Origin of the sequence: Bacteroides caccae, assembly GCF_002222615.2 — a bacterium.
In the GTDB taxonomy this organism is placed as follows: domain Bacteria; phylum Bacteroidota; class Bacteroidia; order Bacteroidales; family Bacteroidaceae; genus Bacteroides; species Bacteroides caccae.
This window is the reverse complement of record NZ_CP022412.2, coordinates 804459-829677: the sequence shown is the minus strand read 5'-3', so window position 1 is coordinate 829677 and position 25219 is coordinate 804459. Positions and strand designations below refer to the sequence as shown.

13 protein-coding genes are annotated in these 25219 nt (G+C 45.0%); 7 read left to right on the top strand and 6 right to left on the bottom strand.

Features of this window, described 5'->3' with window-relative positions; translation table 11 throughout:
- Nucleotides 1-83: 83 nt before the first annotated feature.
- Nucleotides 84-2918 carry a leucine--tRNA ligase gene (leuS, locus tag CGC64_RS03310; RefSeq protein ID WP_005676738.1) on the bottom strand — a complete coding sequence of 945 codons (2835 nt, stop codon included), beginning with the start codon at nucleotides 2916-2918 and terminating at the stop codon, nucleotides 84-86.
- Nucleotides 2919-3551: 633 nt separating this feature from the next.
- Between leuS and CGC64_RS03300 the strand changes: the two genes are divergently transcribed.
- Entirely contained in the window at nucleotides 3552-4427 is an 876-nt protein-coding gene (locus CGC64_RS03300; RefSeq protein ID WP_005676737.1) for a DMT family transporter, read from the top strand.
- Between the two features lie 30 nt (nucleotides 4428-4457).
- On the opposite strand, the gene CGC64_RS03295 is transcribed toward CGC64_RS03300, so the two are convergent.
- Nucleotides 4458-5000 (bottom strand): RNA polymerase sigma-70 factor, encoded by a 543-nt coding sequence (locus tag CGC64_RS03295; RefSeq protein ID WP_005676735.1) that lies wholly within the window; start codon nucleotides 4998-5000, stop codon nucleotides 4458-4460.
- Between the two features lie 142 nt (nucleotides 5001-5142).
- Here CGC64_RS03295 and CGC64_RS03290 point away from each other — a divergent pair, with 142 nt between their 5' ends.
- The 6 genes from CGC64_RS03290 (at nucleotide 5143) to mutS (ending at nucleotide 18110) form a co-directional block, all read left to right on the top strand.
- Complete coding sequence (locus CGC64_RS03290; RefSeq protein WP_005676734.1) at nucleotides 5143-6213, top strand: FecR family protein; 1071 nt, start codon at nucleotides 5143-5145, stop codon at nucleotides 6211-6213.
- A 324-nt stretch (nucleotides 6214-6537) separates the two neighbouring features.
- On the top strand, nucleotides 6538-9822 hold the full coding sequence (locus CGC64_RS03285; RefSeq protein WP_224241376.1) for a SusC/RagA family TonB-linked outer membrane protein: 3285 nt from the start codon (nucleotides 6538-6540) through the stop codon (nucleotides 9820-9822).
- A gap of 13 nt (nucleotides 9823-9835) precedes the next feature.
- Nucleotides 9836-11692, top strand: coding sequence for a RagB/SusD family nutrient uptake outer membrane protein (locus CGC64_RS03280; protein ID WP_005676732.1), 1857 nt, complete (start codon nucleotides 9836-9838; stop codon nucleotides 11690-11692).
- 228 nt (nucleotides 11693-11920) lie between these two features.
- Complete coding sequence (locus tag CGC64_RS03275; RefSeq protein WP_005676731.1) at nucleotides 11921-13039, top strand: glycoside hydrolase family 88/105 protein; 1119 nt, start codon at nucleotides 11921-11923, stop codon at nucleotides 13037-13039.
- 30 nt (nucleotides 13040-13069) lie between these two features.
- Nucleotides 13070-15169 (top strand): glycoside hydrolase family 2 protein, encoded by a 2100-nt coding sequence (locus tag CGC64_RS03270; RefSeq protein ID WP_085962109.1) that lies wholly within the window; start codon nucleotides 13070-13072, stop codon nucleotides 15167-15169.
- Nucleotides 15170-15521: 352 nt separating this feature from the next.
- A complete protein-coding gene (mutS, locus tag CGC64_RS03265; RefSeq protein ID WP_005676729.1) occupies nucleotides 15522-18110 on the top strand; it encodes a DNA mismatch repair protein MutS in 2589 nt (862 codons plus the stop codon).
- A gap of 140 nt (nucleotides 18111-18250) precedes the next feature.
- Here mutS and lgt read toward each other — a convergent pair whose 3' ends face one another.
- The 4 genes from lgt to CGC64_RS03245 all read right to left on the bottom strand — a co-directional run bounded on the left by lgt (nucleotide 18251) and on the right by CGC64_RS03245 (nucleotide 24856).
- Nucleotides 18251-19093 carry a prolipoprotein diacylglyceryl transferase gene (gene lgt / locus CGC64_RS03260; protein ID WP_005676728.1) on the bottom strand — a complete coding sequence of 281 codons (843 nt, stop codon included), beginning with the start codon at nucleotides 19091-19093 and terminating at the stop codon, nucleotides 18251-18253.
- 28 nt (nucleotides 19094-19121) lie between these two features.
- Nucleotides 19122-20033 (bottom strand): ketopantoate reductase family protein, encoded by a 912-nt coding sequence (locus tag CGC64_RS03255; protein ID WP_005676726.1) that lies wholly within the window; start codon nucleotides 20031-20033, stop codon nucleotides 19122-19124.
- A gap of 42 nt (nucleotides 20034-20075) precedes the next feature.
- The gene (gene ychF, locus CGC64_RS03250; RefSeq protein ID WP_005676725.1) at nucleotides 20076-21179 is read right to left on the bottom strand and encodes a redox-regulated ATPase YchF; all 1104 of its coding nucleotides are present in this window, start codon (nucleotides 21177-21179) and stop codon (nucleotides 20076-20078) included.
- Between the two features lie 236 nt (nucleotides 21180-21415).
- Nucleotides 21416-24856: a bifunctional proline dehydrogenase/L-glutamate gamma-semialdehyde dehydrogenase gene (locus CGC64_RS03245; protein WP_005676723.1), complete on the bottom strand. Its 3441-nt coding sequence runs from the start codon at nucleotides 24854-24856 to the stop codon at nucleotides 21416-21418.
- Nucleotides 24857-25219 lie beyond the last annotated feature (363 nt).

Genomic DNA, 25219 nt, shown 5'->3' with positions numbered 1-25219 from the left:
ATCAAGTATTAAGTATTCACCTTGCGGATATATATTTGAATCATAGCCGTGGTGATACTTAATACTTATTACTTAATGCCTGTTTAAATAACAACGTTTACAATCTTCTTCGGAACGACGATGATCTTTTTCGGAGTCTTTCCTTCGATCCATTTCTGTGAACGTTCGTCAGCCAATACGGCTGCCTGGATGGCGTCCGAAGTTTCATCTGCAGCAAATTCCATATTGAAACGTGCCTTTCCGTTGAAAGAGATCGTGTAGTTGATTGTATCTTCTTTCAGATATTCTTCGTTGTATGCCGGCCATTGGGCGTCGCATACGGAAGTTTCGTGCCCCAGTACGTCCCACAATTCTTCGCAAACGTGCGGAGCGAAAGGAGCAAGCGTGATGACGAGTTGTTCCAGAATCTCTTTCTTACTGCATTTCAGGTTGAAAAGCTCGTTTACGCAAATCATGAATGCACTGATAGAGGTATTGTAAGAGAACTGCTCAATGTCACCGGTCACCTTCTTGATAAGTTTGTGGAGGCTTTTCAGTTCTTCCTTCGTTGCCGGTTCGTCCGTCACTAGATATTCATCCGTGCGGCTGTAGAACAGCGACCAGAATTTGCGGATAAAGCGGTGTACACCATCGATACCGTTTGTATCCCAGGGCTTAGACTGTTCTACCGGGCCGAGGAACATTTCGTACATACGAAGTGTGTCCGCACCGTATTTCTCAACAATCATATCCGGGTTGACAACGTTGAACATTGACTTACTCATCTTTTCAATCGCCCAACCACAGACATATTTTCCGTCTTCGAGGATAAACTCTGCCGTTTTATATTCGGGACGCCATGCCTTGAATGCTTCCAGGTCGAGAATGTCATTGGATACGATGTTAACGTCTACGTGAAGCGGTGTAACGTCATACTGGTCTTTTAGGTTCAGTGAAACGAATGTATGGGTATCTTTGATACGGTATACAAAGTTACTGCGACCCTGAATCATTCCTTGGTTTACTAATTTTTGGAATGGTTCTTCCATTATGGATACACCCATATCATAAAGGAATTTATTCCAGAAACGAGAATAAATCAAGTGTCCCGTAGCATGTTCGGTACCCCCTACATATAAGTCTACATTCTTCCAGTACCGGTCAATTTTCGGGTCAACCAATGCTTTATGATTGCGCGGGTCCATGTAGCGCAGATAATATGCGGAAGAGCCGGCGAATCCCGGCATGGTATTCAGTTCCAATGGGAAAACGGTTACATTATCAATCTTTTCGTTTTCTACCACGCATTTGTTCGCTGTGTCCCACGCCCATTTCGTAGCGTGTCCCAATGGAGGCTCGCCTGTTTCGGTAGGCAGGAACTTGGCAACTTCCGGAAGTTCCAGTGGCAGACAGCTTTCTTCGATTACATAAGGCATTCCGTCTTTGTAGTAAACCGGGAAGGGTTCACCCCAGTAACGTTGACGTGAGAAGATAGCGTCACGTAAACGGTAGTTTACTTTCACGCGACCCAGATTATGTTCTTTTACATAGTTCTTGGTTTTTTCAATTGCTTCTTTGATAGTCAGTCCGTTCAGGGAGAGGTCACAGTAAGGAGTGACGTCCGGACGCGGAGAGTTGCAGACGATACCTTCTTTGGCGTCGAAACTTTCTTCGCTGACATCACAACCTTCTACCAACGGGCGGATTTCCAATCCGAAATGCTTGGCAAAGGCGTAGTCGCGGCTGTCGTGAGCAGGTACGGCCATGATAGCTCCCGTTCCGTAACCGGCCAATACGTAGTCGCTGATCCAGATAGGTACTGCTTCGCCTGTGAACGGGTTGATCGCATACGAACCACTGAATACACCGGTAACGCTGCGGTCGGCAATACGTTCACGTTCCGTACGTTTCTTAGTACGGTCGAGGTAAGCGTCTACTTCCGCTTTTTGTGCAGGAGTGGTTAATTGTGCCACCAATTCACTTTCCGGGGCCAACACCATAAAGGTAACACCGAACATGGTATCTGCGCGGGTGGTAAAGATTGTAAATTCGAGATCACTGTCTTTTACCTTGAATTGAACTTCGGCACCTTCCGAGCGTCCGATCCAGTTTCTTTGAGTTTCTTTCAGAGAATCTGTCCAGTCGATAGTATCCAGTCCGTCAAGCAAACGTTGTGCGTAGGCGGATACACGCAGACACCACTGGCGCATCTTCTTTTGGATGACGGGGAAACCGCCGCGTTCGCTGACGCCGTCCACTACTTCGTCATTCGCCAATACCGTTCCTAATTCAGCGCACCAGTTTACCATTGTTTCGCCCAGATAAGCGATGCGGTAGTTCATCAGGATTTCCTGCTTTTCCTTTTCGCTTTTTGCGTTCCATTCATCGGCGGTGAAACTGATTTCTTCACTGCAAGCGGCATTCAGTCCCTCGTTTCCGTAGACAGCAAAGGCTTTTTCCAGTTCTTCGATAGGGCGTGCTTTCTGCTCGTCGTTGCAATAATAACTGTTGAACATTTTTAGGAAAGCCCATTGTGTCCAATGGTAATATTCCGGGTCGCAAGTACGGATTTCACGGTTCCAGTCGAAAGAGAAACCTATTTTGTCGAGTTGCTCGCGGTAGCGGTCGATATTGTTGATGGTAGTGATGGCCGGATGCTGTCCGGTCTGGATAGCATATTGCTCGGCGGGCAAGCCGTAAGCGTCGTATCCCATCGGATTGAGTACATTGAAGCCTTGCAGTCGTTTGTAACGGGCGTAAATGTCCGAAGCGATATATCCCAGCGGGTGTCCTACGTGTAGTCCGGCTCCTGAAGGATAGGGGAACATGTTTAATACATAAAATTTCTGCTTCGATTCGTCTTCCGTAACTTGGTAGGTTTTCTCTTCCACCCACCTTGCTTGCCACTTCTTTTCAATCTCCCTGAAATTGTACTCCATAGTGATAAAGTTTTTATTTATAGTGATTTATACTGTTATTTCTAATTTGAGGCACAAATTTACGTGTTTATTTTCAGATAACCACGCTTTACCTATTGACTTTCTCGTTTTTATTTCGTATATTTGGAGAAATTAAAAACAGAAAAGTAATCATGAAATATATAAGTATTATTACATAGGTTCAATAGGTGAATGTGCAAAATTGCATATGAGGATAACGAATGGGCAAGAAACTGTGAAGGTTCTTGCCCATTTTTGTTGCAATAATTCGATTTGAGTAACTGAAAGTGCCTAAAAATAGTTTTTAATAAACTTGGGAACCGTTTATAATAAACTATTTCATTATTTATTAAAAACTCGAAGCGGGTTTATGCAATATCGGTGATAAAGTGTAAAGAAGAAATATCGTGAGGATTTGCCGATTTTTAGTTTTTTCCTTATTTGGTAAGATTTGTTTATACAATGAACCCTTTGCGTTTATTGGTATTTTATTTGACAGTGACCGGGTGCTTCGGCAGGAAGCGACTATTTATAGTTTTGTTTAGTCGAGATTCTGTCTGAAATATATTCATAAGAGTCGGTATATATTTTCGTGATTCCCTGTATCTTTGCGGCATTATTAAAAGTATAAGTATGAAACTGACGCACGGATACTATCATCTGATTGCCATACTGACGGTTGCTATCTGGGGGCTGACCTTTATTGCAACGAAAGTATTGATTAATCACGGACTCACTCCTCAGGAAATTTTCTTTTATCGCTTTTTGATAGCCTATATAGGTATTTGGGCGATTTCTCCAAAACACTTGTTTGCCGATAATTTGAAAGATGAGCTTTGGTTGGTGGCGGGAGGCGTATTCGGCGGATCGCTTTATTTCTTCACAGAAAATACAGCTTTGGGGATTACCCAAGCCTCCAATGTTGCTTTCATCATTTGCACGGCTCCTCTGCTGACTACGATTCTTTCCCTGCTCTTTTATAAGAGTGAGAAGGCTACGAAAGGGCTGATCTATGGTTCGCTGTTGGCCCTGATTGGCGTAGGGCTGGTCGTCTTTAACGGAAGTGTGGTGTTGAAGCTCTCTCCTGTGGGTGATTTGCTCACTTTGCTTGCGGCTCTGTCATGGGCTTTTTATAGCCTGGTAATAAAGCGGATGACGGGACGTTATCCCACGGTATTTATTACCCGTAAGATATTTTTCTATGGGGTATTGACTATTCTTCCCGCTTTTCTTCTTCATCCGCTGCAACCGGATTTTGATGTGCTTCTGCAACCGCTCGTATTGTCCAATCTCTTGTTCCTGGCAGTCCTGGCTTCTTTGATCTGCTATATTCTTTGGAATGTGGTTTTGAAACAGCTGGGAACGATGCGGGCTTCCAATTATATCTATTTGAATCCGTTGGTGACGATGGTGGCTTCGGTGCTCATTCTCCACGAACAAATCACATGGATTACGTTAATGGGGGCGGCTTGCATCATATTAGGGGTTTATCTGGCGGAAAAGAAGTAGGATCATTCCATCTTTTATCTGCCGGGAAACTTAGAACAAATATTGATATTGTGTACCCAAGAACTTCCGGATTTGTTTCAGCGCTTTCGTGATTTGTGCCTCTACTGTCTTGACAGATATATCCATTGACTCCGCGATTTCCTGGTTTGTCAGATTCTTCGTGCGGCTTTGCAGAAATACCTCACGACATTTTTCGGGAAGTGACAGGATAGCCTCCTGAATTAAATTATTCAGTTCTTCTGTTTCCAGTGAATCGGTGATGCTTACTTGCGGAGTGTCCTGTCCGTTGATGTCGTCCAGTGAGACAGTAGCCTTTCTGTCCCGTATAGCGTTCAGACACCTGTTTTTGGCAGCCTGAAAAAGATAAGCTTTGAAAGTAAGCCTGATTTCAAGTTTTTTTCTGTTTTCCCATACGGACGCAAAGATGTCACTTGCTATATCTTCCGCTTCTTGTGTATCTCCTAAATACAAATACATAAAGCGGCAAAGAACAGTGAAATAAGTATCGAAGACGTACTTGAACGCCTGCTTATCACCATTCTTTATCAATTGCAAAAGGAACATATCGTCCATAGTGTTTGTAATTAGGTTAGTGAGACGTTGCAAAGTTAAAGAATATTTTTTTAGTAGAAACTAAAAAAATGCTTTTCTGAATAAGGGTATGATTCGTTTTTTGTGTCTTAGTATCGGTAACAGTTAAAAACGACAGCGAAGCATGAAAAAAGAAATACCTTGGGAGTTAATCATTTCCGACCTGAAACAAGACATCTCCGATGCTGATAAAAAGCACTTGGAGGAGTGGGTGTCTATCGATGAGAACCGGAAGGTGTATGAAGAACTTCGGGGAGTTTGGGAAAAGGTGCGTGCTAAAGTTATCAATTATACGCCGGACGTAGATTTCTACTGGAAAGAGTTGATGCAGCGTATGGAGGAGTGTGAGGAGGCTGAACGGAGACAAGCTGAAGATATGGAAAGGTCTGAAGATAAAGTTGAAGTGAATCTCAAAGATAAGGAACAACTTGTTCGTTTGTGGGCTTTCCCCCGTTTTCAACGCTATGTTGCGGCTGCCTGCGTAGTTGTGGCTGTCTTCCTTTCTGTTTCTTTATATATAGGTATAAAGATCGGTCAGCCGGAAATGGCGCAACAAACCTATTCCAATTGGGGAGGTAAATCGGAAGTAGCTCTGCCGGACGGGTCGAATGTATGGATTCATTCGGCTACTTCGCTTACTTATAATACGAATTATTATTCGAAAAACAGAAATGTCCGGTTGAATGGAGAGGCTTACTTTGATGTGGCCCACGATAAAGATCATCCTTTCGTCGTTGAAACCGAAGGAATGAAAATCACCGTACACGGTACAAAATTCAATGTAGAATCCTTTCCCGGTTCGGAAAATACATTTGTCAGCCTGAAAGAAGGTTCGGTGTCGTTGGAGACGAAAGCGGAAACCCGTTTTCTGCATCCGGGAGAAGTCGGTACTTTCAACAAGCGTAACGGACGGCTTCAAATAGAAAAAGGAGATATCGAGTTGGCTGTCTCGTGGGCAAGCAATCAGATTGTATTTAAAAACAGGCCGTTGGATGAGATTTGCCCTCTTCTGTCCAAATGGTATAATGTGAAGATAAATTTGTCTCCGGAATTGCAGGAACAGTACAGATACACATTCACCTTGCGGCACGAACCGTTGGAAGAAATCATGCGAATCATGTCGCGCATTCATCCTATCAACTATGAATTTAATGATGAGAATATGTTGACAATTTTACCGAAGCAGAAACAATAAGTGGTAACACACAATGCAAATATCCGAGTTCAATATCGGTAAAATGATTTTTTTGACAAATAAGTAAGAGAGAAAGGCGAGCCTATGATATAATGAAGATATAGAATAAATAAGGGGGAAGTTCCGCTTCCGGCTTTCCCCCCTACCAAATCAAGTTTTTTATTAACCGAAGAAAGTGAGTGAACATTAAAATCTGACCCATTTTAATGCAGCCTCCTTACAGTTAACTTTTAATATCGCAAAAATATGAATTTAAAAAAGCATTTTGCACTTTTAACGCTATTATTTTTTAGCGTTGTACTTTCTGCACAAGTAAAAGAGAAGATGATAACGATAAGCTTCTCGAAAATTCCATTGTCCGAAGCTATGGCACGCATTGAGAAAACCAGCGGCTATACCTTCTTTTATGACGCAACACAAGTAAATGTGAAACAGGAAGTCAGCCTGAACGTGAAACAGGTTCCTGTATCCAAAGCGGTAGGAGAAATGCTGAAAGGCATTGACCTGTCATTTGAAGTGACCAGCACACAGATTGCCTTGTTCCCCAAAAAGAGTACTCCGGCACAAACGGGCAAGGCGACTACAATCATCGGTAAAGTTGTAGACGAGAACGGAGAGCCCATTATCGGAGCTAATGTTTTGGTAGCCGGCACAACGACCGGTGTGATTACCGATATTGACGGTAACTACAAACTGGAAGCGCCTTTCGGATCTTCGCTTCAGATCTCGTATATCGGTTATACGACTCAGACGGTGAAAGCCGGGCAGAAGTCTATCATCAAAATGAAGGAAGACTCCAAGACACTGGAGGAGGTCGTAGTGGTAGGTTACGGTGTAATGAAGAAGAAAGACCTGACCGGAGCCGTGGCATCCTTGAAAGCCAGCGACCTTGAAAAAGAACAACCGAAAACTGTTCAGGATATGCTCCGCACGGGTGTGGCCGGACTTTCGGTAGGTATCGAAACCGATACGAAGGGTAACACCAGCATGATGGTGCGTGGTAAAAACAACCTGCGTGCAACGAGTACGGATAAATCTTCCCTTGAGCCTCTGATTGTATTGGACGGAGTAATCTATTCGGGACAGATGACCGACATCAATCCTAACGACATTGAGCAGATAGACGTATTGAAAGACGCCAGTTCCACAGCCGTTTATGGTGCGAAGGCAGCCAATGGCGTTGTGCTGATTACTACCAAGAAAGGAACAAGTTCAACGAAACCGATTATCAATTTCAGTGGTACATGGGGACTTTCAATGGTGAACTCTTTGCCGGAAGTATACGAAGGAGAGGATTTCATCAATTTCCGCCGGGATGTGGAAGTTAGCAAGAATCCTTCAAAAGCAGCTACCGGATATTTCGACAATCCGGCACACATGTCCAATGCGGACTTGGCAAACTGGATGGGAAACGATAAAGGCGACCCGACAAGTATCTGGCTGACACGTCTCGAATTTACCAATACGGAGGTCAACAACTATTTGGCCGGACGTCTTGTAGACTGGCGCGATGTCATTTATCAGGATGTAGCGTTACGTCAGGATTACACGGTCAGCGTGGCAGGAAAGAAAGATGAAATGTCTTATTATTCATCTATCAACTACCTGAAAAACGAGAGTAACGTGCGTGGCGGAGGATACAGTGCTATCCGTGCACGTATCAACCTGGAGAATAAGATACAGAGCTTCCTTACTTACGGTGTGAACGCACAGTTTACTTCACGTGATGAGGGATATATCAGTAGTTCATCCGGCAATTACACTACTCTTTCACCTTTCGGAAGCCTTTACGAAGACGATGGAGTGACTTTGAAACAATACCCTACCGGTAACAATAACCAGAGCAACCCGTTGCTTGCTCCGGCTTTCCAGAATAAACGCAATGACATCGAGAACTTGAATGCAGCTCTTTATCTGAAAATCACCCTCCCTTTGGGCTTTTCTATCCAGACTACTTATTCTCCGCGTTTTGAATGGACAAACTATCTTTTCCATAAGGCAGCCGCTTCTCCCGACTCCGGTTCGCAGAACGGCCGTGTGGAACGTACGCATACGAAGGATTTCTATTGGCAATGGGATAATATGCTGAAGTGGAACAAGACATTCGGCAAGCACGCTTTTGACTTTACTTTCCTTGCCAACTGGGAGAAGTTCCAGCGTTGGCATGATGAAATGACGAATGAAAACTTCCTGCCTACCGACGAACTGGGTTATGGAGGTATCGGTTTCGGTACCAGCCCTAACGTATCCAGTGATGATGTCTACCGTACAGGAGACGCCTTTATGGGACGTCTGCACTATGTATACGACCAGCGTTACCTGATTACCGCTACTGTACGTCGTGACGGATATTCAGCTTTCGGTCTTGCCAACCCGCGTGCCACTTTTCCGGCTATCGCATTGGGTTGGGTGTTCTCTGAAGAGAAATTCCTGCACCGTCCGGATTGGTTCGAATATGGTAAACTGCGTCTCTCATGGGGTAAGAACGGTAACCGTGCCGTAGGTACTTATGCTGCATTCATGCAGTTGGCCCCGCGCAAATACATTTATGTGGATCCGGCAACCGGCAGTCTGGTGACCGCCAACACTTTCTATGCTTCTACTATGGCTAATCCCAACCTGAAATGGGAATCAACGACTTCATGGAATATCGGTACGGACCTGACTTTCCTGAAAGGCAGACTGAGCGCGAACCTGGATGTATATAAGAAGATTACGACCGACCTGCTTGTCAGCCGTGAGTTGCCCAGCCTGATCGGTTACAGCTCCGTGATGTCTAATATCGGTGAGGTACAGAATACCGGTGTCGAGCTTTCACTGAACTCTACCAACATCAGAATGGATAAGCTGACATGGCGTACTTCTTTCAGCCTGGCTTATAACAAGAACAAGATAACTCACCTGTACGGAATCATGGAAGATGTGAAAGATGCGGACGGTAACGTTATCGGCCAGCGTGAAGCGGACGATATCAAGAACAAGCGTTTCATCGGACACGATATTGATGAAATCTGGGATTACAAGGTAGTGGGAATCTGGCAGGAAGAAGAACGTGAAGAAGCTGCCAAATACGGTCAGCAGCCGGGTGACGTTCATCTGCTGGATAAAGATATGAACTACAAATATGACAATACGGATAAGGAATTCCAGGGAACTACGATGCCGCGTCTGCGTTGGAGTATGCGTAATGATTTCACGTTGTTCAAGAACTTCAATATCTCGTTCAATATGTACTCCTATATCGGACATAAAAAGACATTGGGACGTTTTACCAACGACAATGCTTTGCTGAACGTGACGAACCAGATTAAACGTGACTACTGGACGCCGGAAAACCGTAACAATGAATATCCGCGTCTGGCCAACAAGAAGCCGGCCGGCGTTTCGTATGCCATTTACAAGAACGCTTCTTTCCTGCGTTTTGATAATATCTCAATCGGATATACTTTCCCGAAGAAGCTGATAGAGCCGCTGCGGATTCAGAACCTGAACGTCAATGCTACGATGAAGAATGCAGGTTATATCTCCGGTTGGCCCGGTTACGACCCGGAAAACAGTGATGCAAATACCCCGAGAGTAATTTATTTTGGTATTAACTTGACTTTATAATATCTACAGACTGATGAAACTAAATAATAAGAAAACAGGCATTGCCTGCATGATTGGAGTAGCTGTATTAGCAAGTAGTTGTTCGGATTGGCTGGACCCGAAGCCACTTTCATTCTATACGCCGGAGATTTCTTTTACGGATTACAACGGCCTGAAGACCGGAACGGATATGTTGAACCGTGACGTCCGTTACTTTGATTTTTATCCCACAGGAGGCTCTATGGACCCTTGTATCCTTTCCGAATATTTCTTTTCGGATATAAGTGTCAACGGACGTACTGACGCGGCAAACTCTCCACAGGATCTTGTTCGACAGATTACTCCCAGTGCTTCTCTGACAGGAAATGCAAGTCAGATTAATAACTATTGGACCTATCTGTATAAAGGTATTAAAGACGCCAATACATTGCTGACCCGTTCGGAAACGGCAGAGTTTGACAATGAAGACCAACGTAAGGAAATTGAAGGATTGGCATGTTTCCATCGTGCTTATCGTTATTACCGTCTGGTGAATCAGTATGGGGATATACCGTTCATCACAGAAGAAATCACCGGGCCACGTTATGATTTTTATTCAACGAAGCGTGAAGCAATCTTGCGGTATCTGAAAAACGATTTGGACCGTACGGCTCCTTATCTGAAAAACAACGTTTATATCGGTATGGTGACTCAGGCTGCGGCTTATCACTTACTGACAAAGATCAATCTTGCATTGGGCGAATTTGACGATGCAATCGAATCAGCCAATAACGTCATTAATGACGGAGTGCACTATCTAATGACAGAGCGTTTCGGTGTTGACAAGAATGACGCTACCAAGAATGTGATTTGGGACTTGCATCAGTCTGAGAATAAATCCTTGCCTGAAAACAAAGAAGTACTTTACATGGTGCTCGACCGTTATGATGCCGGTGAGGATATTCGTTCGGCAGCCGGACTGGAAATCAAACGGCAGGTGCTTCCCTGGTTTGCAAAAGACGGCGAGATTAAAACTCCCGACGGCAAAAACGGATTTACCGATAACGATGCAAAGAAAAATCCCTATCTTGAGCAATATGGTCGTGGAGTATGTACAGCACGTTCTACCTGGTATCATACGCACATGATCTGGACACTGGATGACACAGATCTTCGTCATGCTCCGGGCAACTGGATAGAAATGACCGACCTGACCTACAATAATCCTGAACTCAAAGGTACGGAATGGTACGGACAACCGGTTCGCTTTAAAGACGATAAAGGAAACATCCTGGTAAACGATACCATTCGTGACTGGGTGGGGTGGCCGCATTATAAGACCAACGTTGCCGACCAGAAAGATAAATGGTGGCGCGGTGGTTGGGCCGACTGGTATATTTTCCGTATTGCCGAAACGTATCTGTTACGTGCTGAGGCATACATTTGGAAGGGGGATGCAACCAGCCTCCAGAAAGCTGCCGATGACGTGAACAAGGTACGCCGCAGAGCGGGAGCCGATGAACTTGATGCTGACCAGATGACTATCCGTACGATTCTGGACGAACGTGCCCGCGAACTGTATTACGAAGAACCGCGTAAGACGGAGTTGACCCGTATCGCATTTATCTATGCTAAAACCGGCAAGGCGGACGATAAGGGACGTACCTACCGTATGGATAATTTCTCCGAGAAAAACTTCTTCTACGACCACATTATGGATGTAACGGATTTCTATAACAAAGGGGTGAAAACGCCGATTGGAAATGAATATACCATTGCTCCCCACAATGTATTGTGGCCGATTGCATTGAATGCTATTTCGACAAATGTGCAGGGACATATCAATCAGACACCGGGATATGCCGGTTCGGAAAACAATATCGAGCCGTTGGACATTGACTTCAGCAAGTAACGTTTTCTTAATGGTATAACGTACCATTAACTTCCTGTTTATTGGGCATATATATCCACCACGCTGGGCATATATGCCCAATATGTTGAATCTATATATCCACCATGGTGGATATATATTTCCAATAAATCCCTCAATTATATCCGATATTTGGCGTATATTTGTACTTTGTCGGGTATTGGAACCAAAAAACTACCGAACTTTCATAATTTTTTAAACGATAAACGAATGAATCTAAGAACAAAAATCGGGGTCGTAGCAGTGCTGCTGTCTACCCTCACCGTGCAAGCACAAAACATTCCTTTCCGTAAAGCGGAAATAAAAGAAACGATGAAGAAAGTTGCCGACTGGCAAATAGCTAACCCCAACAAGGGCGCCGAACATGGTGACCTGAGCTGGACAAACGCCGTACTATATGTCGGTATGCTCGACTGGGCGGAATTGGCGGAACGTGAAGACGGTAACAAGGATTATTTTAAATGGCTCACCCGTATCGGAAGCCGTAACGGCTGGCAGCCGGACAAGCGGATGTATCATGCCGACGACATCGCTGTTTCACAACTCTTTATCGACCTTTACCGGAAATATAAGAACAAATATATGCTCAATCCTACCATTGCCCGCACGGATTGGGTGATGAAGAACCCGCCGACGGACGATTTCAAGCTGGATTATCGCAAACCTGAGACACTGGAACGCTGGACTTGGTGTGACGCCCTCTTTATGGCTCCTCCGGTCTACACTAAATTATACGTCCTGACGGGTGATAAAAAGTATATCAAATTCATGAACCGCGAATACAAAGCTACGTATGACCACCTTTTCGACAAGGAAGAGAATCTTTTCTATCGCGACTGGCGGTATTTTGACCAACGCGAGGCCAACGGCCGGAAGGTTTTCTGGGGACGCGGCAACGGCTGGGTACTCGGCGGGCTGGCGGAGATATTGAAAGAACTGCCTGCAAAGGACAAGAACCGGAAGTTTTACGAAGAACTGTTCGTGAAGCTCTGTACCCGTGTCGCTAAATTGCAGAATGCGGACGGATTCTGGCATGCAAGTCTGCTCGATCCGGCTTCTTACCCGTCACCCGAAACAAGCTGTACCACGTTTATTGTCTATGCTTTGGCTTACGGAATCAACGAGGGACTGCTGGACAAGGATACTTTCCTTCCTATACTGGTAAAAGGCTGGAATGCACAGGTTTCTGCTGTCGATGCAGACGGTAAATTAGGTTATGTACAGCCTATCGGGGCCGATCCGAAGAAGGTGACGCGGAATATGACTGAAGTATATGGCGTGGGTGCTTTTTTAATGGGCGGATGTGAGATTTATAAAATGGCCAGATAAACAAGAACTCATAATCTAATGGTAAAAAATATGATTGTATTTCTGCTCCTGTTACTGGGAGCAGTTATGAATGATACGTCCGCACGTGATGTCATTTCTATCAATACCGGCTGGCAATTTAAGAAAGGGCCGTTTTCTACGGACCCTATGCGTGCTTCCGCACAATGGGACGGCAAGTGGGAGGAAGTGACAATTCCCCATACCTGGAATGCGAAAGATATGCAAGTGAAAGCTGATGCATTCTACGAAGGTGTAGGTTATTACAGAAAGAAACAGTTTTTCGGAAATGAGTTGGCGGGTAAACGTGTATTCTTGCGTTTTGAAGGAGTAGGGGCTTGCACAGAAGTCTATGTCAACGGAAAGTTGGTGGGAACGCATAAAGGCGGGTATAGTGCCTTCGCTTTCGAGATAGGCACTGCCTTGAAACTGGGGGCTGAGAACGAGATTATCGTGAAGGCTGACAATACGGCCCGTCCCGATGTGATTCCTGTCAATCACAGTTTGTTTGGGGTGTATGGCGGTATTTACCGTCCCGTATGGTTGATTACTACGGAGCAGAATAATATCACAGTGACCGATTGCGCCTCTCCCGGTGTGTACATCACTCAGAAGAATGTATCAAGACGTTCGGCGGATATAACTGTTAAAGTAAAGCTGGATAATGGTAGTCTGGCTCCTGCGCAGCTTGTTCTGGAGAACAGTATTTATACGCAGGAAGGGAAAAAGGTGGTTTCCCAACGTCTGCCGCTTGAGTTGACTCCGCAAGGAACACAAAGCTATGTATCAACATTCAAACTAAAGAATCCTCATCTCTGGCAAGGTAGGGAGGACCCTTATCTTTACAAAGTAGTCTCCCGTCTGTTGGCAAATGGTGAGGTGATTGACGAGGTCACGCAGCCTTTGGGTGTTCGTCATTACGAAATTGTTGCCGGAAAAGGTTTTTATCTTAATGGAGAGAAATATCCGATGTATGGTGTTACCCGTCATCAGGACTGGTGGGGCCTGGGGAGTGCGCTGACCAACCGTGAACATGATTTTGACCTGGCTCAAATTATGGATGTCGGTGCCACGACCGTGCGTTTTGCTCATTATCAGCAGTCGGAATATCTTTATTCGCGTTGTGATACATTGGGCTTGATTATCTGGGCGGAAATCCCCTTTGTCAACCGGGTGACAGGCTACGAATCGGAGAATGCGCAGACACAACTCCGCGAACTGATTCGTCAGAGTTTCAATCATCCCTCCATTTATGTGTGGGGGTTGCACAATGAGGTTTATCAGCCTCACGAATACACAGCGTCATTGACTCAATCTCTTCACGATCTGGCGAAGACGGAAGATCCTGACCGCTACACGGTTGCCGTGAACGGTTACGGTCACGCCAATCATCCGGTGAATCAGAATACAGATATACAAGGCATGAACCGTTATTTCGGCTGGTACGAAAAGAAAGTGCAGGACATCAAACCGTGGGTGGAAGGACTCGAAAAAGACTATCCCTGGCAGAAATTGATGTTGACCGAATATGGAGCCGACGCCAACCTTGACCATCAGACGGAGTATCTGGGCGATGCGTTGAACTGGGGAAAGCCTTACTATCCGGAAACTTTCCAGACCAAGACGCATGAATATCAGTGGAGTGTGATAGCTGAGCATCCCTATATTATTGCTTCTTATCTATGGAATATGTTCGACTTTGCCGTGCCTATGTGGAGCCGTGGCGGTGTGCCTGCCCGGAACCTGAAAGGGCTGATGACCTTCGACCGGAAAATAAAGAAGGACTCTTACTACTGGTATAAAGCGAACTGGAGCAAGTCTCCCGTACTCTATCTGACGCAACGACGTAACACGGACCGCGAACGGAAGCAGACTTCCGTCACTGTTTATTCAAATATCGGAACTCCCAAAGTTTACTTGAACGGCAAAGAACTGACAGGCATTCGTAAGGGATATACGGATGTACATTATATCTTCGACCAGGTGACACTTGAAAAAGGAAAAAACAAAATCAAGGCTGTTGCGGTATATAATGGAAAAGAATACGTTGACGAGATCGAATGGGATTATCAGAGTGAAAAGAAACGTGATGCAGATGCGCACGAAAACAAAAATGAACATGCCGGGTGGTAAAACCCGGCTTATGGACATAAAAAAAGGAGCAACGCCTTGCTCCAACCTTTGTTAACCTTAAATCTAATACTATGAAAAACACATTGCAAAGATACGGACTCTTAGGAAATTAGCAAATTATCCAAGTAAAATACTATGTTTTATAACACGTTTTAATAGTTTTCTCCTGTTTGTTAAGAAAAACGCCGTTCTTTTTTAAAGGTATGCAACACTAATTTTGATAATTGAATCGGTGGATTCCGTTGATTCTCTGCCGAAAAACCGTTATCTTTGTTCCGATAATCACAGTATATACTCAATAAAAAAAGAAAAGGAGAGAACCGTGAACGAAGAAGAAATCGTGCTCACCCCCATGATGAAACAGTTTCTGGATTTGAAGGCGAAACATCCGGATGCGGTAATGCTGTTTCGTTGCGGTGACTTTTATGAAACATACTCTACGGACGCCATTGTTGCAGCCGAAATATTAGGAATCACACTGACAAAACGTGCTAACGGAAAAGGAAAGACGATTGAAATGGCGGGATTTCCTCATCATGCGCTCGATACTTATCTTCCGAAATTGGTTCGTGCCGGAAAACGGGTGGCTATCTGCGACCAGTTGGAAGACCCGAAAATGACCAAGAAACTGGTGAAGCGCGGCATTACCGAATTGGTGACTCCCGGTGTCTCTATCAATGATAATATATTAAACTATAAGGAAAACAACTTCCTGGCCGCCGTACATTTCGGAAAGGCTTCCTGCGGGGTTGCTTTCCTTGACATATCTACCGGTGAATTTCTGACTGCCGAAGGACCTTTCGACTATATAGACAAACTGTTGAATAACTTCGGCCCGAAAGAAATTCTTTTTGAACGTGGCAAGCGCCTTATGTTTGAAGGCAATTTCGGTAGTAAATTCTTCACTTTCGAACTGGACGACTGGGTGTTTACGGAAACTACTGCCCGCGAAAAACTTCTGAAGCATTTTGAAACAAAGAATCTGAAAGGATTCGGAGTAGAGCATTTGAAAAACGGTATTATTGCTTCGGGGGCTATTCTTCAATACCTGACAATGACACAGCATACTCAAATCGGGCATATTACTTCATTGGCTCGTATTGAGGAGGATAAATATGTCCGGCTGGATAAATTCACGGTGCGCAGCCTCGAATTGATTGGCAGCATGAACGATGGAGGAAGCAGTCTGCTCAATGTGATTGACAGGACGATCAGCCCAATGGGAGCACGTCTGTTGAAACGTTGGATAGTTTTTCCATTGAAGGACGAGAAACCGATCAATGAGCGTCTGAATGTGGTGGAGTATTTCTTCCGTCAACCGGACTTTAAGGAGTTGATCGAAGAACAGTTGCATCTTGTCGGTGATTTGGAGCGTATCATCTCCAAAGTGGCTGTGGGACGTGTGTCACCGCGTGAAGTGGTTCAGCTGAAAGTGGCTTTGCAGGCTATCGAACCGATCAAACAGGCTTGTCTTGAAGCGGATAATGCAAGTCTGAACCGTATTGGTGAGCGGTTGAATCTTTGTGTTTCTATTCGTGACCGGATTGCCCGGGAAATTAATAATGATCCTCCTTTGTTGATAAATAAGGGCGGAGTGATTAAAGACGGTGTGAATGCGGATTTGGACGAATTGCGCCGGATTTCGTATTCGGGAAAAGACTATCTGCTTCAGATACAGCAGCGGGAAAGCGAAGAAACGGGTATTCCGAGTTTGAAAGTGGCTTATAATAATGTATTCGGCTATTATATCGAGGTTCGTAATGTTCATAAGGACAAGGTCCCTAAAGAGTGGATTCGCAAGCAGACGTTGGTAAATGCGGAACGTTATATTACACAGGAACTGAAAGAGTACGAAGAAAAAATTCTTGGTGCCGAAGATAAGATTCTTGTGCTGGAAACGCAGTTATATACGAATTTGGTACAGGCATTGACGGAGTTTATCCCCCAGATACAGGTTAACGCCAATCAGATTGCCCGGTTGGACTGTCTGTTGTCTTTCGCTAATGTGGCGCGTGAGAATAACTACATCCGTCCGGTTATTGAGGATAACGACGTATTGGATATTCGTCAGGGCCGTCACCCGGTAATTGAGAAACAGCTTCCGATAGGAGAGAAATATATTGCCAATAATGTGATGTTGGACAGTAGTACGCAGCAGATCATCATAATAACCGGTCCCAATATGGCGGGTAAGTCAGCGCTTTTGCGTCAGACGGCATTGATTACGCTGTTGGCTCAAATCGGTTCGTTTGTCCCTGCGGAGAGCGCCCATATCGGGCTGGTGGATAAAATATTCACTCGTGTGGGAGCAAGTGATAACATCTCCGTAGGTGAATCTACTTTTATGGTGGAGATGAACGAAGCGGCGGATATTCTGAACAATGTTTCTTCCCGAAGCCTGGTACTATTTGACGAGTTGGGGCGTGGTACCTCTACGTATGATGGCATCTCTATTGCCTGGGCGATTGTGGAATATATCCACGAACATCCGAAAGCCAAAGCACGTACTTTATTCGCCACGCATTACCACGAATTGAATGAAATGGAAAAATCTTTCAAGCGTATCAAGAACTATAATGTATCGGTGAAAGAGGTGGATAATAAGGTAATCTTCCTTCGTAAACTGGAACGTGGTGGTAGTGAGCACTCTTTCGGTATTCATGTAGCAAAAATGGCGGGTATGCCGAAAAGCATTGTGAAGCGTGCGAATGAGATTCTGAAGCAGCTTGAATCTGATAATCGCCAGCAGGGAATAGCAGGCAAGCCGTTGGCGGAAGTAAGCGAGAACCGTGGTGGTATGCAGTTAAGTTTCTTCCAGTTGGACGATCCGATACTCTGTCAGATTCGCGATGAAATATTAAATTTGGATGTAAATAATCTCACTCCTATTGAAGCGCTGAACAAGTTGAATGATATAAAGAAGATAGTCAGGGGAAAATAGCGGATTATTAACGTGTTCACAAATAGTATATAGAACGTTTTCTGAGGTCTGGAAAACGATTTGTAAGTACAAAAGGCGTTTCCTTTAAGTGATTGGAGGAAACGCCTTTCTAGTATGCAGTCGATTTTTATATATCAGGTTCAGGCTACTTTTTTCTTCCGGTCGTAGAAAAACATGAAGTAGATGCCGACTATAACGAATGGAATACTTAGCCATTGTCCCATGTTGAACATCATGTTGTTCTCGAAATCCTCTTGGTTCTCCTTCAAAAATTCGATGAAGAAACGGAAGACAAATATGTAGGTCAGGCAGAGCCCGAAGAAGAAGCCGCGATGCAGTTTCTTGCTGTAATTCTTATACAGGTAAATCATGATGAAGAACAAGATAAGATAAGCGATCGCTTCGTAGAGCTGTCCCGGATGACGGGGTTGCATATCTACCCGTTCGAAAATGAATGCCCAGGGCACATCAGACGGCTTGCCGATGATTTCGGAGTTCATCAGGTTGGCAAGACGGATACAGCAGGCGGTAATTGGAGTAGCTACGGCAATCATATCCAGCACGTCCATATAATGAAGTTTTGTTTTGCGGCAATAGAGCCACAGAGCAATAATCAGTCCAAGTGTCCCCCCGTGGCTGGCAAGTCCTTCATATCCTGTGAATTTCCAACCGCCGGCAGGCAGGAATTTAATAGGTAACAGCATCTCTACAAACCCTTTACCGCTTGTCAGATACTGTCCCGGGTCGTAGAACAGGCAATGCCCCAGACGTGCTCCAATCAGAATACCGAAAAAACAATAGAAGAAGAGGGGGTCAAATTTCTTCTCATCTATTTTTTTATCGCGATACTGGTAGTGAACAATGACGTAAGCCAGAAAAATTCCTACTGCCCACAATAGCCCGTAGTAACGGATAGAAAGGCCGAACAGGTTAAATAGTTCGGGATTCGGATTCCAGTTGATAGATAATAATAAGGTATTCATATTGGATAACGGTTTACGGTTTGGTGAATTAGTGTTTAGTGAATTTTTCGGCTACCATCCGGTAAGTAGGAATATCAATCCCTTGTTCTTCCGCAGCGGTAATCATGTCGAATAACAATCCTTGTATCTCCGAATCATGTCCCCGTGCCAGGTCTTTCTGCATGGAAGCGGTACTTTCCGGGTCGAGTTTGTCGATGACTTTCAGATTATAGCTTATCGGGTCTTCGGGAAATTCTACACCCAGTTTACGTCCCAGTTCGGCACTCTCCGTGGAAAGTCCGATGAAGGTATCGCGTACCTTTCCCGGTTTCTGTACCTCGCCCATGGGGACGTCATAGTAAGCTCCGGTGACAGCCATTGCCGAGATGAACGACCATTTAATGAAGGTATCCCGATTGATATCCGGAGAGATTTCCGCTTTGATTCCGCTCTCCTGAAGATCTTTCTGAACGGCTTCCAGTATTCCCGGGGCAACCTGTGTCCCTTTGTGGGCTCCGTACACCAGGCGGAAAATTTTTCCCATTTGAGTGATCTCTCCTGTACCGGATACGAATCCGACAATATAGATGCAACCGTCGAGTACCGTCACTCCCGGAACGAGACGTTGGATACGCGGTCCTGTTCCGTAAACATTCAGAATAGGAATGACGATTGTCTTGTCATGTGCCGCCCTCTTTATCAGTTCAGTAATCGAGTCGACAGAATATCCCTTGACGCAGACAAAGATTACGTCTGCCTTTCCATTGAATTCTTCTGCTGTTGTTGCCGGGATAGCAAGCGTGTGCTCTCCCTTCAAGTCCGATTTCAATTTCAAGCCGTTTGTCTGTATTGCCTGCAAATGAGCTCCGCGGGCAATACAAGTAACGTCTTTTCCGGCAAGCGACAGAAATCCTGCTATACTACCTCCAACGCCTCCGGTTCCTGCAATGAGATACTTCATAATAATTACAATTTGCTGATTACAAATGCAAGGTTATCGCGATTATACGTTGAAACGGAAGTGCATGATGTCACCGTCCTGCACGACGTATTCTTTGCCTTCTACGCCCAGTTTTCCGGCTTCTTTCACTGCTGCTTCCGAACCGTACCGGATATAATCATCGTATTTTATCACTTCCGCACGGATGAATCCTTTTTCAAAATCGGTATGGATCACACCGGCACATTGCGGAGCTTTCCAACCTTTCTCGTAAGTCCAGGCACGCACTTCCTGTACGCCGGCAGTGAAGTAAGTTTCGAGATTCAGCAATTTATAGGCTGATTTGATAAGACGTGCTACGCCCGATTCCTCCAAGCCTACTTCGGCGAGGAACATCTGACGGTCTTCGTATGTTTCCAGCTCGGCGATGTCCGCTTCTGTCTTGGCTGCAACAACCAGTATTTCAGCATTCTCGTCTTTTACGGCTTCACGTACCATATCTACGTATTTGTTGCCGTTTACTGCACTTGCTTCGTCTACATTGCAGACATACATTACCGGTTTGCTAGTCAACAGGAACAGTTCATGTGCAATCTTCTGTTCATCTTTTGTCTCAAAAGTAACGGTACGTGCCGATTTGCCTTGTTCCAACGCTTCTTTATATTGAACCAGTACATCGTAAGCCTGTTTGGCAGCTTTGTCGCCACCCGTTTGTGCTTGTTTCTGTACCTTTTGGATACGACTCTCGATCGTTTCCAAGTCTTTCAACTGAAGTTCATAGTCGATGATTTCTTTGTCGCGGACAGGATTTACACTTCCGTCTACGTGTGTCACGTTATCGTCGTCGAAGCAACGGAGTACATGGATAATAGCGTCTGTCTCACGGATATTGGCAAGGAACTTGTTTCCCAATCCTTCACCTTTACTTGCACCTTTTACCAGTCCGGCGATATCTACGATTTCTACGGTTGTAGGAACAATCCGTTGGGGATGTACCAATTCTGCCAGCGCATTCAGACGTTCATCGGGAACGGTAATTACACCTACATTGGGTTCAATAGTACAGAAAGGGAAATTTGCCGCCTGTGCTTTCGCATTCGACAAACAGTTGAAAAGTGTCGACTTACCCACGTTCGGTAGTCCAACAATACCACATTGCAATGCCATATTAATCTATTATTTCTATTATTATCAATAGGATACATATATATGAACAATGATTTGGAGGCAATACCCGGATAAAAAAGAGTGTTTGTTACCAAGTTGTTCATTTTTAGTCTGCAAAGATAATCATTTTTTGAGCTAATAAAGGAAACTTGGTATACTTTCTGTCTTTTCCCCTTATTCCGGCTTACTTTTAGTATGGAAAGTAAAGTCACAGAATAAGGGGATTTTAGTATTAATTATTCGTAAGGCGGCACTTCGGAAATACTACCATACCGGTGATATTCGAAAGAAATGCTTTGTTCCTTGAAGTAGCGAATAAGTTCGATGCGTCCCTGTTTCATAGGAGGCGCTGCCACAATATACATATTGGTTTCCGCGGCACGTTCATACATACATTTGGGGATATTCGGAGAACAAGTACGTACTCTTTCATAGTCCGGCATCACTTTCAGGAAGTCCTCCAGTGATTCCTTTCGAAGCGGCCAGCCATATTGAGTAAGTGCGGCAGTACGGTCATCCGAGGGGTCGAAGCTGATAGTGAGAGGTGTTCTACATAGTTCCGAGGCGTATGAGATCATATTGACCTCTCTATCTGTGTCTTCCGGAAAAAGACGTAGAATCATGCTTTTCAAAGGTAAGTAACGGAAGACATTCTGTTCTCCGTATAGCTTATTAACATCCCTCGGGTCCATAAATTCTTCCTCACAAGCGTCGAAATAACTGTCTATGTAATCAGTCTGGCTGTCCGGCTTGTCTGTGATTTCTACAAAACAGGTACAATAATTGGGACCTCCCGCTTTGATACCGCCTCCGAAAGCAGACAGTTTCATTCCACCGAATGGCTGGCGGTTGACGATTGCTCCGGTGATTCCCCGGTTGATATACAGGTTGCCTGCTATTACGGAGTTTTTCCACAGCTTTTGTTCCTCTTCATCAAGACTCTGTAATCCCGAAGTTAACCCGTAATCCAGGCTATTGACTAACTTAATTCCTTCTTCAAGGTTCTCGATGCAGGCAACACTCAGCAGAGGGCCGAATAACTCGGTTCGGAAAGAGAAGTTTTCCGGTTTCACTCCCCATTTCACGGTCGGAGCCAGCATATATTCTTTCTCATCGATGAAACGGGGAGGAACCAGCCACGATTCTCCCGGTTCGAGGTTGAAGGCTTGCAGCAACTTGTCGTTCTTATTGGTAATCATCGGACCGACAATATTTCCGGGATTCCAGACACTGCCTACTTTCAGGCTCGTTGCCGCATCTTTCAGTTTGCTTTGGAAGTTCTTGTCTTCATAGACCGAACGTTCGACCAATAGCAGAGAGCAGGCGGAACATTTCTGGCCGGCATTACCGAAGGCGGAAGCGACGATGTTCATGATAGCATGGTCACGGTCGCCCGATGCAGTGAGGATAATGACGTTTTTGCCTCCCGTTTCGGCTGATAGCGGAGTTACCGGATTGGCTCTTGCGATATTCTGGGCGGTGTCTGTTCCTCCTGTCAGAATGATATGCTTGATTGCAGGGGCGGTAGTCAGCACTTTCAGCGCTTCCCGGTTGGTGATGATGACTTGTAAGGCCTCTTTCGGTACACCTGCATCCCAAAAAGCTTTGGCGAACATCCAGGCAACCGGAGCCGCTACGGTGGCAGGTTTCAGGATAACGGTGTTTCCTCCCGCCAGTCCGGCTACTATACCGCCTACGGGAATGGCACACGGGAAGTTCCACGGTGAAATGACCAATATGGTACCTTTCGGTTTTATCTCTATATCATCTAATGCGGCGAATTTCTTCATCGCTGTCGTGTAGAAACGGGCATAATCTACCGCTTCCGATACTTCTACATCACCTTCAATGACAGTTTTACCGGTTACGGCACACATACAACCTATCAGGTCACCCCTCATATCAGCGAGCCGGTTGGCTGCTTCGTACATAATCCGGTGGCGTTCTTCCAGTGTGGTTTTTCTCCACCCGGCAGGATCTGTCTCGGCAATTTCGATAATCTTTTCCACTTGAGCACTGTCCGCCTGTGACATTTCACAGATACAGACCTCGTCATTCTGGCAACGGTCGAGGTATTTGTAGCGGTTTTTGCATACTACTGTTTCCGCACCTATCTGTAAAGGAATGATTTCCGGTTCTTCCGTTCCGCTTTTCTTCCATTTGGCAAAGATACGGCGCACCCATTCCTGATTTTGTGACAAGTCGAAGTCCGTATCCGGTTCATTCTGCATTGTGTCCGATGGGGCGACGGGAGTGTACGGAAGATTACGGTTCTGAACGCGTGGAGACACATGCGTGAGGTGATCTTTCATAGCATAGGCTTCTTCAAACTGCTTTGCGAGGAAGTCCCACTCTTTTGTATCCGGTTTCAGATTGAAGGAGTGAGTCAGGAAATTGTCGGGTGCTGTATTTTCGTCCATGCGACGGACAAGATAAGAGACGGCGTTCAGGAAATGTTCGTTTTTCACTACCGGAGTATATAGAATCACCCGGTTACCGAGCATTGACTGCGCTCTCCAAAGATGATTCGCCATTCCTTCGAGCATTTCGAAGGTCATATATCCGGTTGTCCCATACTTCTGAGCCAGCAGATAAGCATAAGCGATCGAGAACAGATTATGAGAAGCAACCCCGAGATGTAAAACCCGGGCATTTTCGGGCATCAGTCCACGTTCCAACAGGCACAGATAATTGGCGTCAACTTCTGTTTTGGAAGGACGAATCGGGTTCGGCCAGCCTTTCAGGGAGGAGATAACCGTTTCCATTTCCAGATTACAGCCTTTCACCAGACGCATTTTGATAGGAGCTCCGCCTCCGTCTACGCGGGCTTTGGCAAATTCCAGCAACTCGGTTTGGAAGTCGTATGCATCCGGCAGATAAGCCTGTACGACGATTCCTGCCGAATAGTTCTTGAATTGCGGCAGGTTGAGTACTGCTTTGAAGAGGCGCAATGTGAAGTGGGCGTCTTTATATTCCTCCATATCCAGGTTGATGAACTTGGAGCGTTTTATTCCGTCTTCGTCCGTATAAGGAAAATCAATGGCTTTCTGATAAAGCGCGGACATTCGTGAAACGAGTTCCGGGAAACTTTCTTCGTAGTTCAGAGCGTGTGTCTGCGCGTAGATTCCCGATATTTTCACTGAGATGTAATTAATGTCGGGTGATTCAAGAGCTTCCAGATAGTGATGATAGCGGTGATCGGCTTCTTCGTTGCCAAGCACCACCTCGCCTAAAAGATTCACGTTCTGCCCGATTTTCTCTTTGAAGCGGGTAGCCAGATGCTTCGTGAGTTGCGGGCGTTCCTCATTGATAATAACTTGCGAGGTATCCATGCGCAGGTGTTTTTTGATAATCGGGATAGCGATAAAGTCGAAATGATGTCCGAATGCCTGATACATTTTGAATAAGAAAGCATCCCGTTTGTTCAGAAATTCGGGGACACCGTACTGGTCAAGGAGAGTCTTGATACGTTTGGCGAGTATCTTCCGGTCGCGGATTTGCGAGGATTCGTCGAGCATCTTCACGAGGAATTTCTTGTCTTGCGGGCGCTGCACCATGACGGCATATTTATGCTGTTCCAGGCGTTCGGCTTTCGTAATCGTTTGTTCACAAGTATTATACAGTTTAAGTACCCAATCCTGTACTTCGGTAAGGGTCGGTTGATATTGTTTGTCCATAAGAATCTGAATTATGTAAATGGAGAAAATGTGAAAAAAGAATCTCAAATTGCAATTTACATAGTACGGAGGGTAGGACTAAACATAACAGCACGGTAGCGATGCAGGGTTTGCAACGCTTGCTGCGAGAAGCAGTCGAACAGATACTGTTGTTTCATATTCGTCGTTTTTGAAGGTGATTAGAAACGAAAGACTCACACTTCTCACAAAGATAAAAATAAATTATTGATTTTCAAGTAAAAGGGGAAGAAAATGCAATTGTGATAAATTCTAATATGTATGGTATGAGTTGATACAAGACGCGAGCGAAATAAATTAATCTTAATCTCTCTAAGATTTAGTTGTTCGGATACTATTAATTAG

Coding starts and splice junctions, on each gene's coding strand:
- leuS (WP_005676738.1), bottom strand. CDS start 2,918: ATGGAGTACAATTTCAGGGAGATTGAAAAGAAGTGGCAAGCAAGGTGG.
- CGC64_RS03300 (WP_005676737.1), top strand. CDS start 3,552: ATGAAACTGACGCACGGATACTATCATCTGATTGCCATACTGACGGTT.
- CGC64_RS03295 (WP_005676735.1), bottom strand. CDS start 5,000: ATGGACGATATGTTCCTTTTGCAATTGATAAAGAATGGTGATAAGCAG.
- CGC64_RS03290 (WP_005676734.1), top strand. CDS start 5,143: ATGAAAAAAGAAATACCTTGGGAGTTAATCATTTCCGACCTGAAACAA.
- CGC64_RS03285 (WP_224241376.1), top strand. CDS start 6,538: ATGATAACGATAAGCTTCTCGAAAATTCCATTGTCCGAAGCTATGGCA.
- CGC64_RS03280 (WP_005676732.1), top strand. CDS start 9,836: ATGAAACTAAATAATAAGAAAACAGGCATTGCCTGCATGATTGGAGTA.
- CGC64_RS03275 (WP_005676731.1), top strand. CDS start 11,921: ATGAATCTAAGAACAAAAATCGGGGTCGTAGCAGTGCTGCTGTCTACC.
- CGC64_RS03270 (WP_085962109.1), top strand. CDS start 13,070: ATGATTGTATTTCTGCTCCTGTTACTGGGAGCAGTTATGAATGATACG.
- mutS (WP_005676729.1), top strand. CDS start 15,522: ATGATGAAACAGTTTCTGGATTTGAAGGCGAAACATCCGGATGCGGTA.
- lgt (WP_005676728.1), bottom strand. CDS start 19,093: ATGAATACCTTATTATTATCTATCAACTGGAATCCGAATCCCGAACTA.
- CGC64_RS03255 (WP_005676726.1), bottom strand. CDS start 20,033: ATGAAGTATCTCATTGCAGGAACCGGAGGCGTTGGAGGTAGTATAGCA.
- ychF (WP_005676725.1), bottom strand. CDS start 21,179: ATGGCATTGCAATGTGGTATTGTTGGACTACCGAACGTGGGTAAGTCG.
- CGC64_RS03245 (WP_005676723.1), bottom strand. CDS start 24,856: ATGGACAAACAATATCAACCGACCCTTACCGAAGTACAGGATTGGGTA.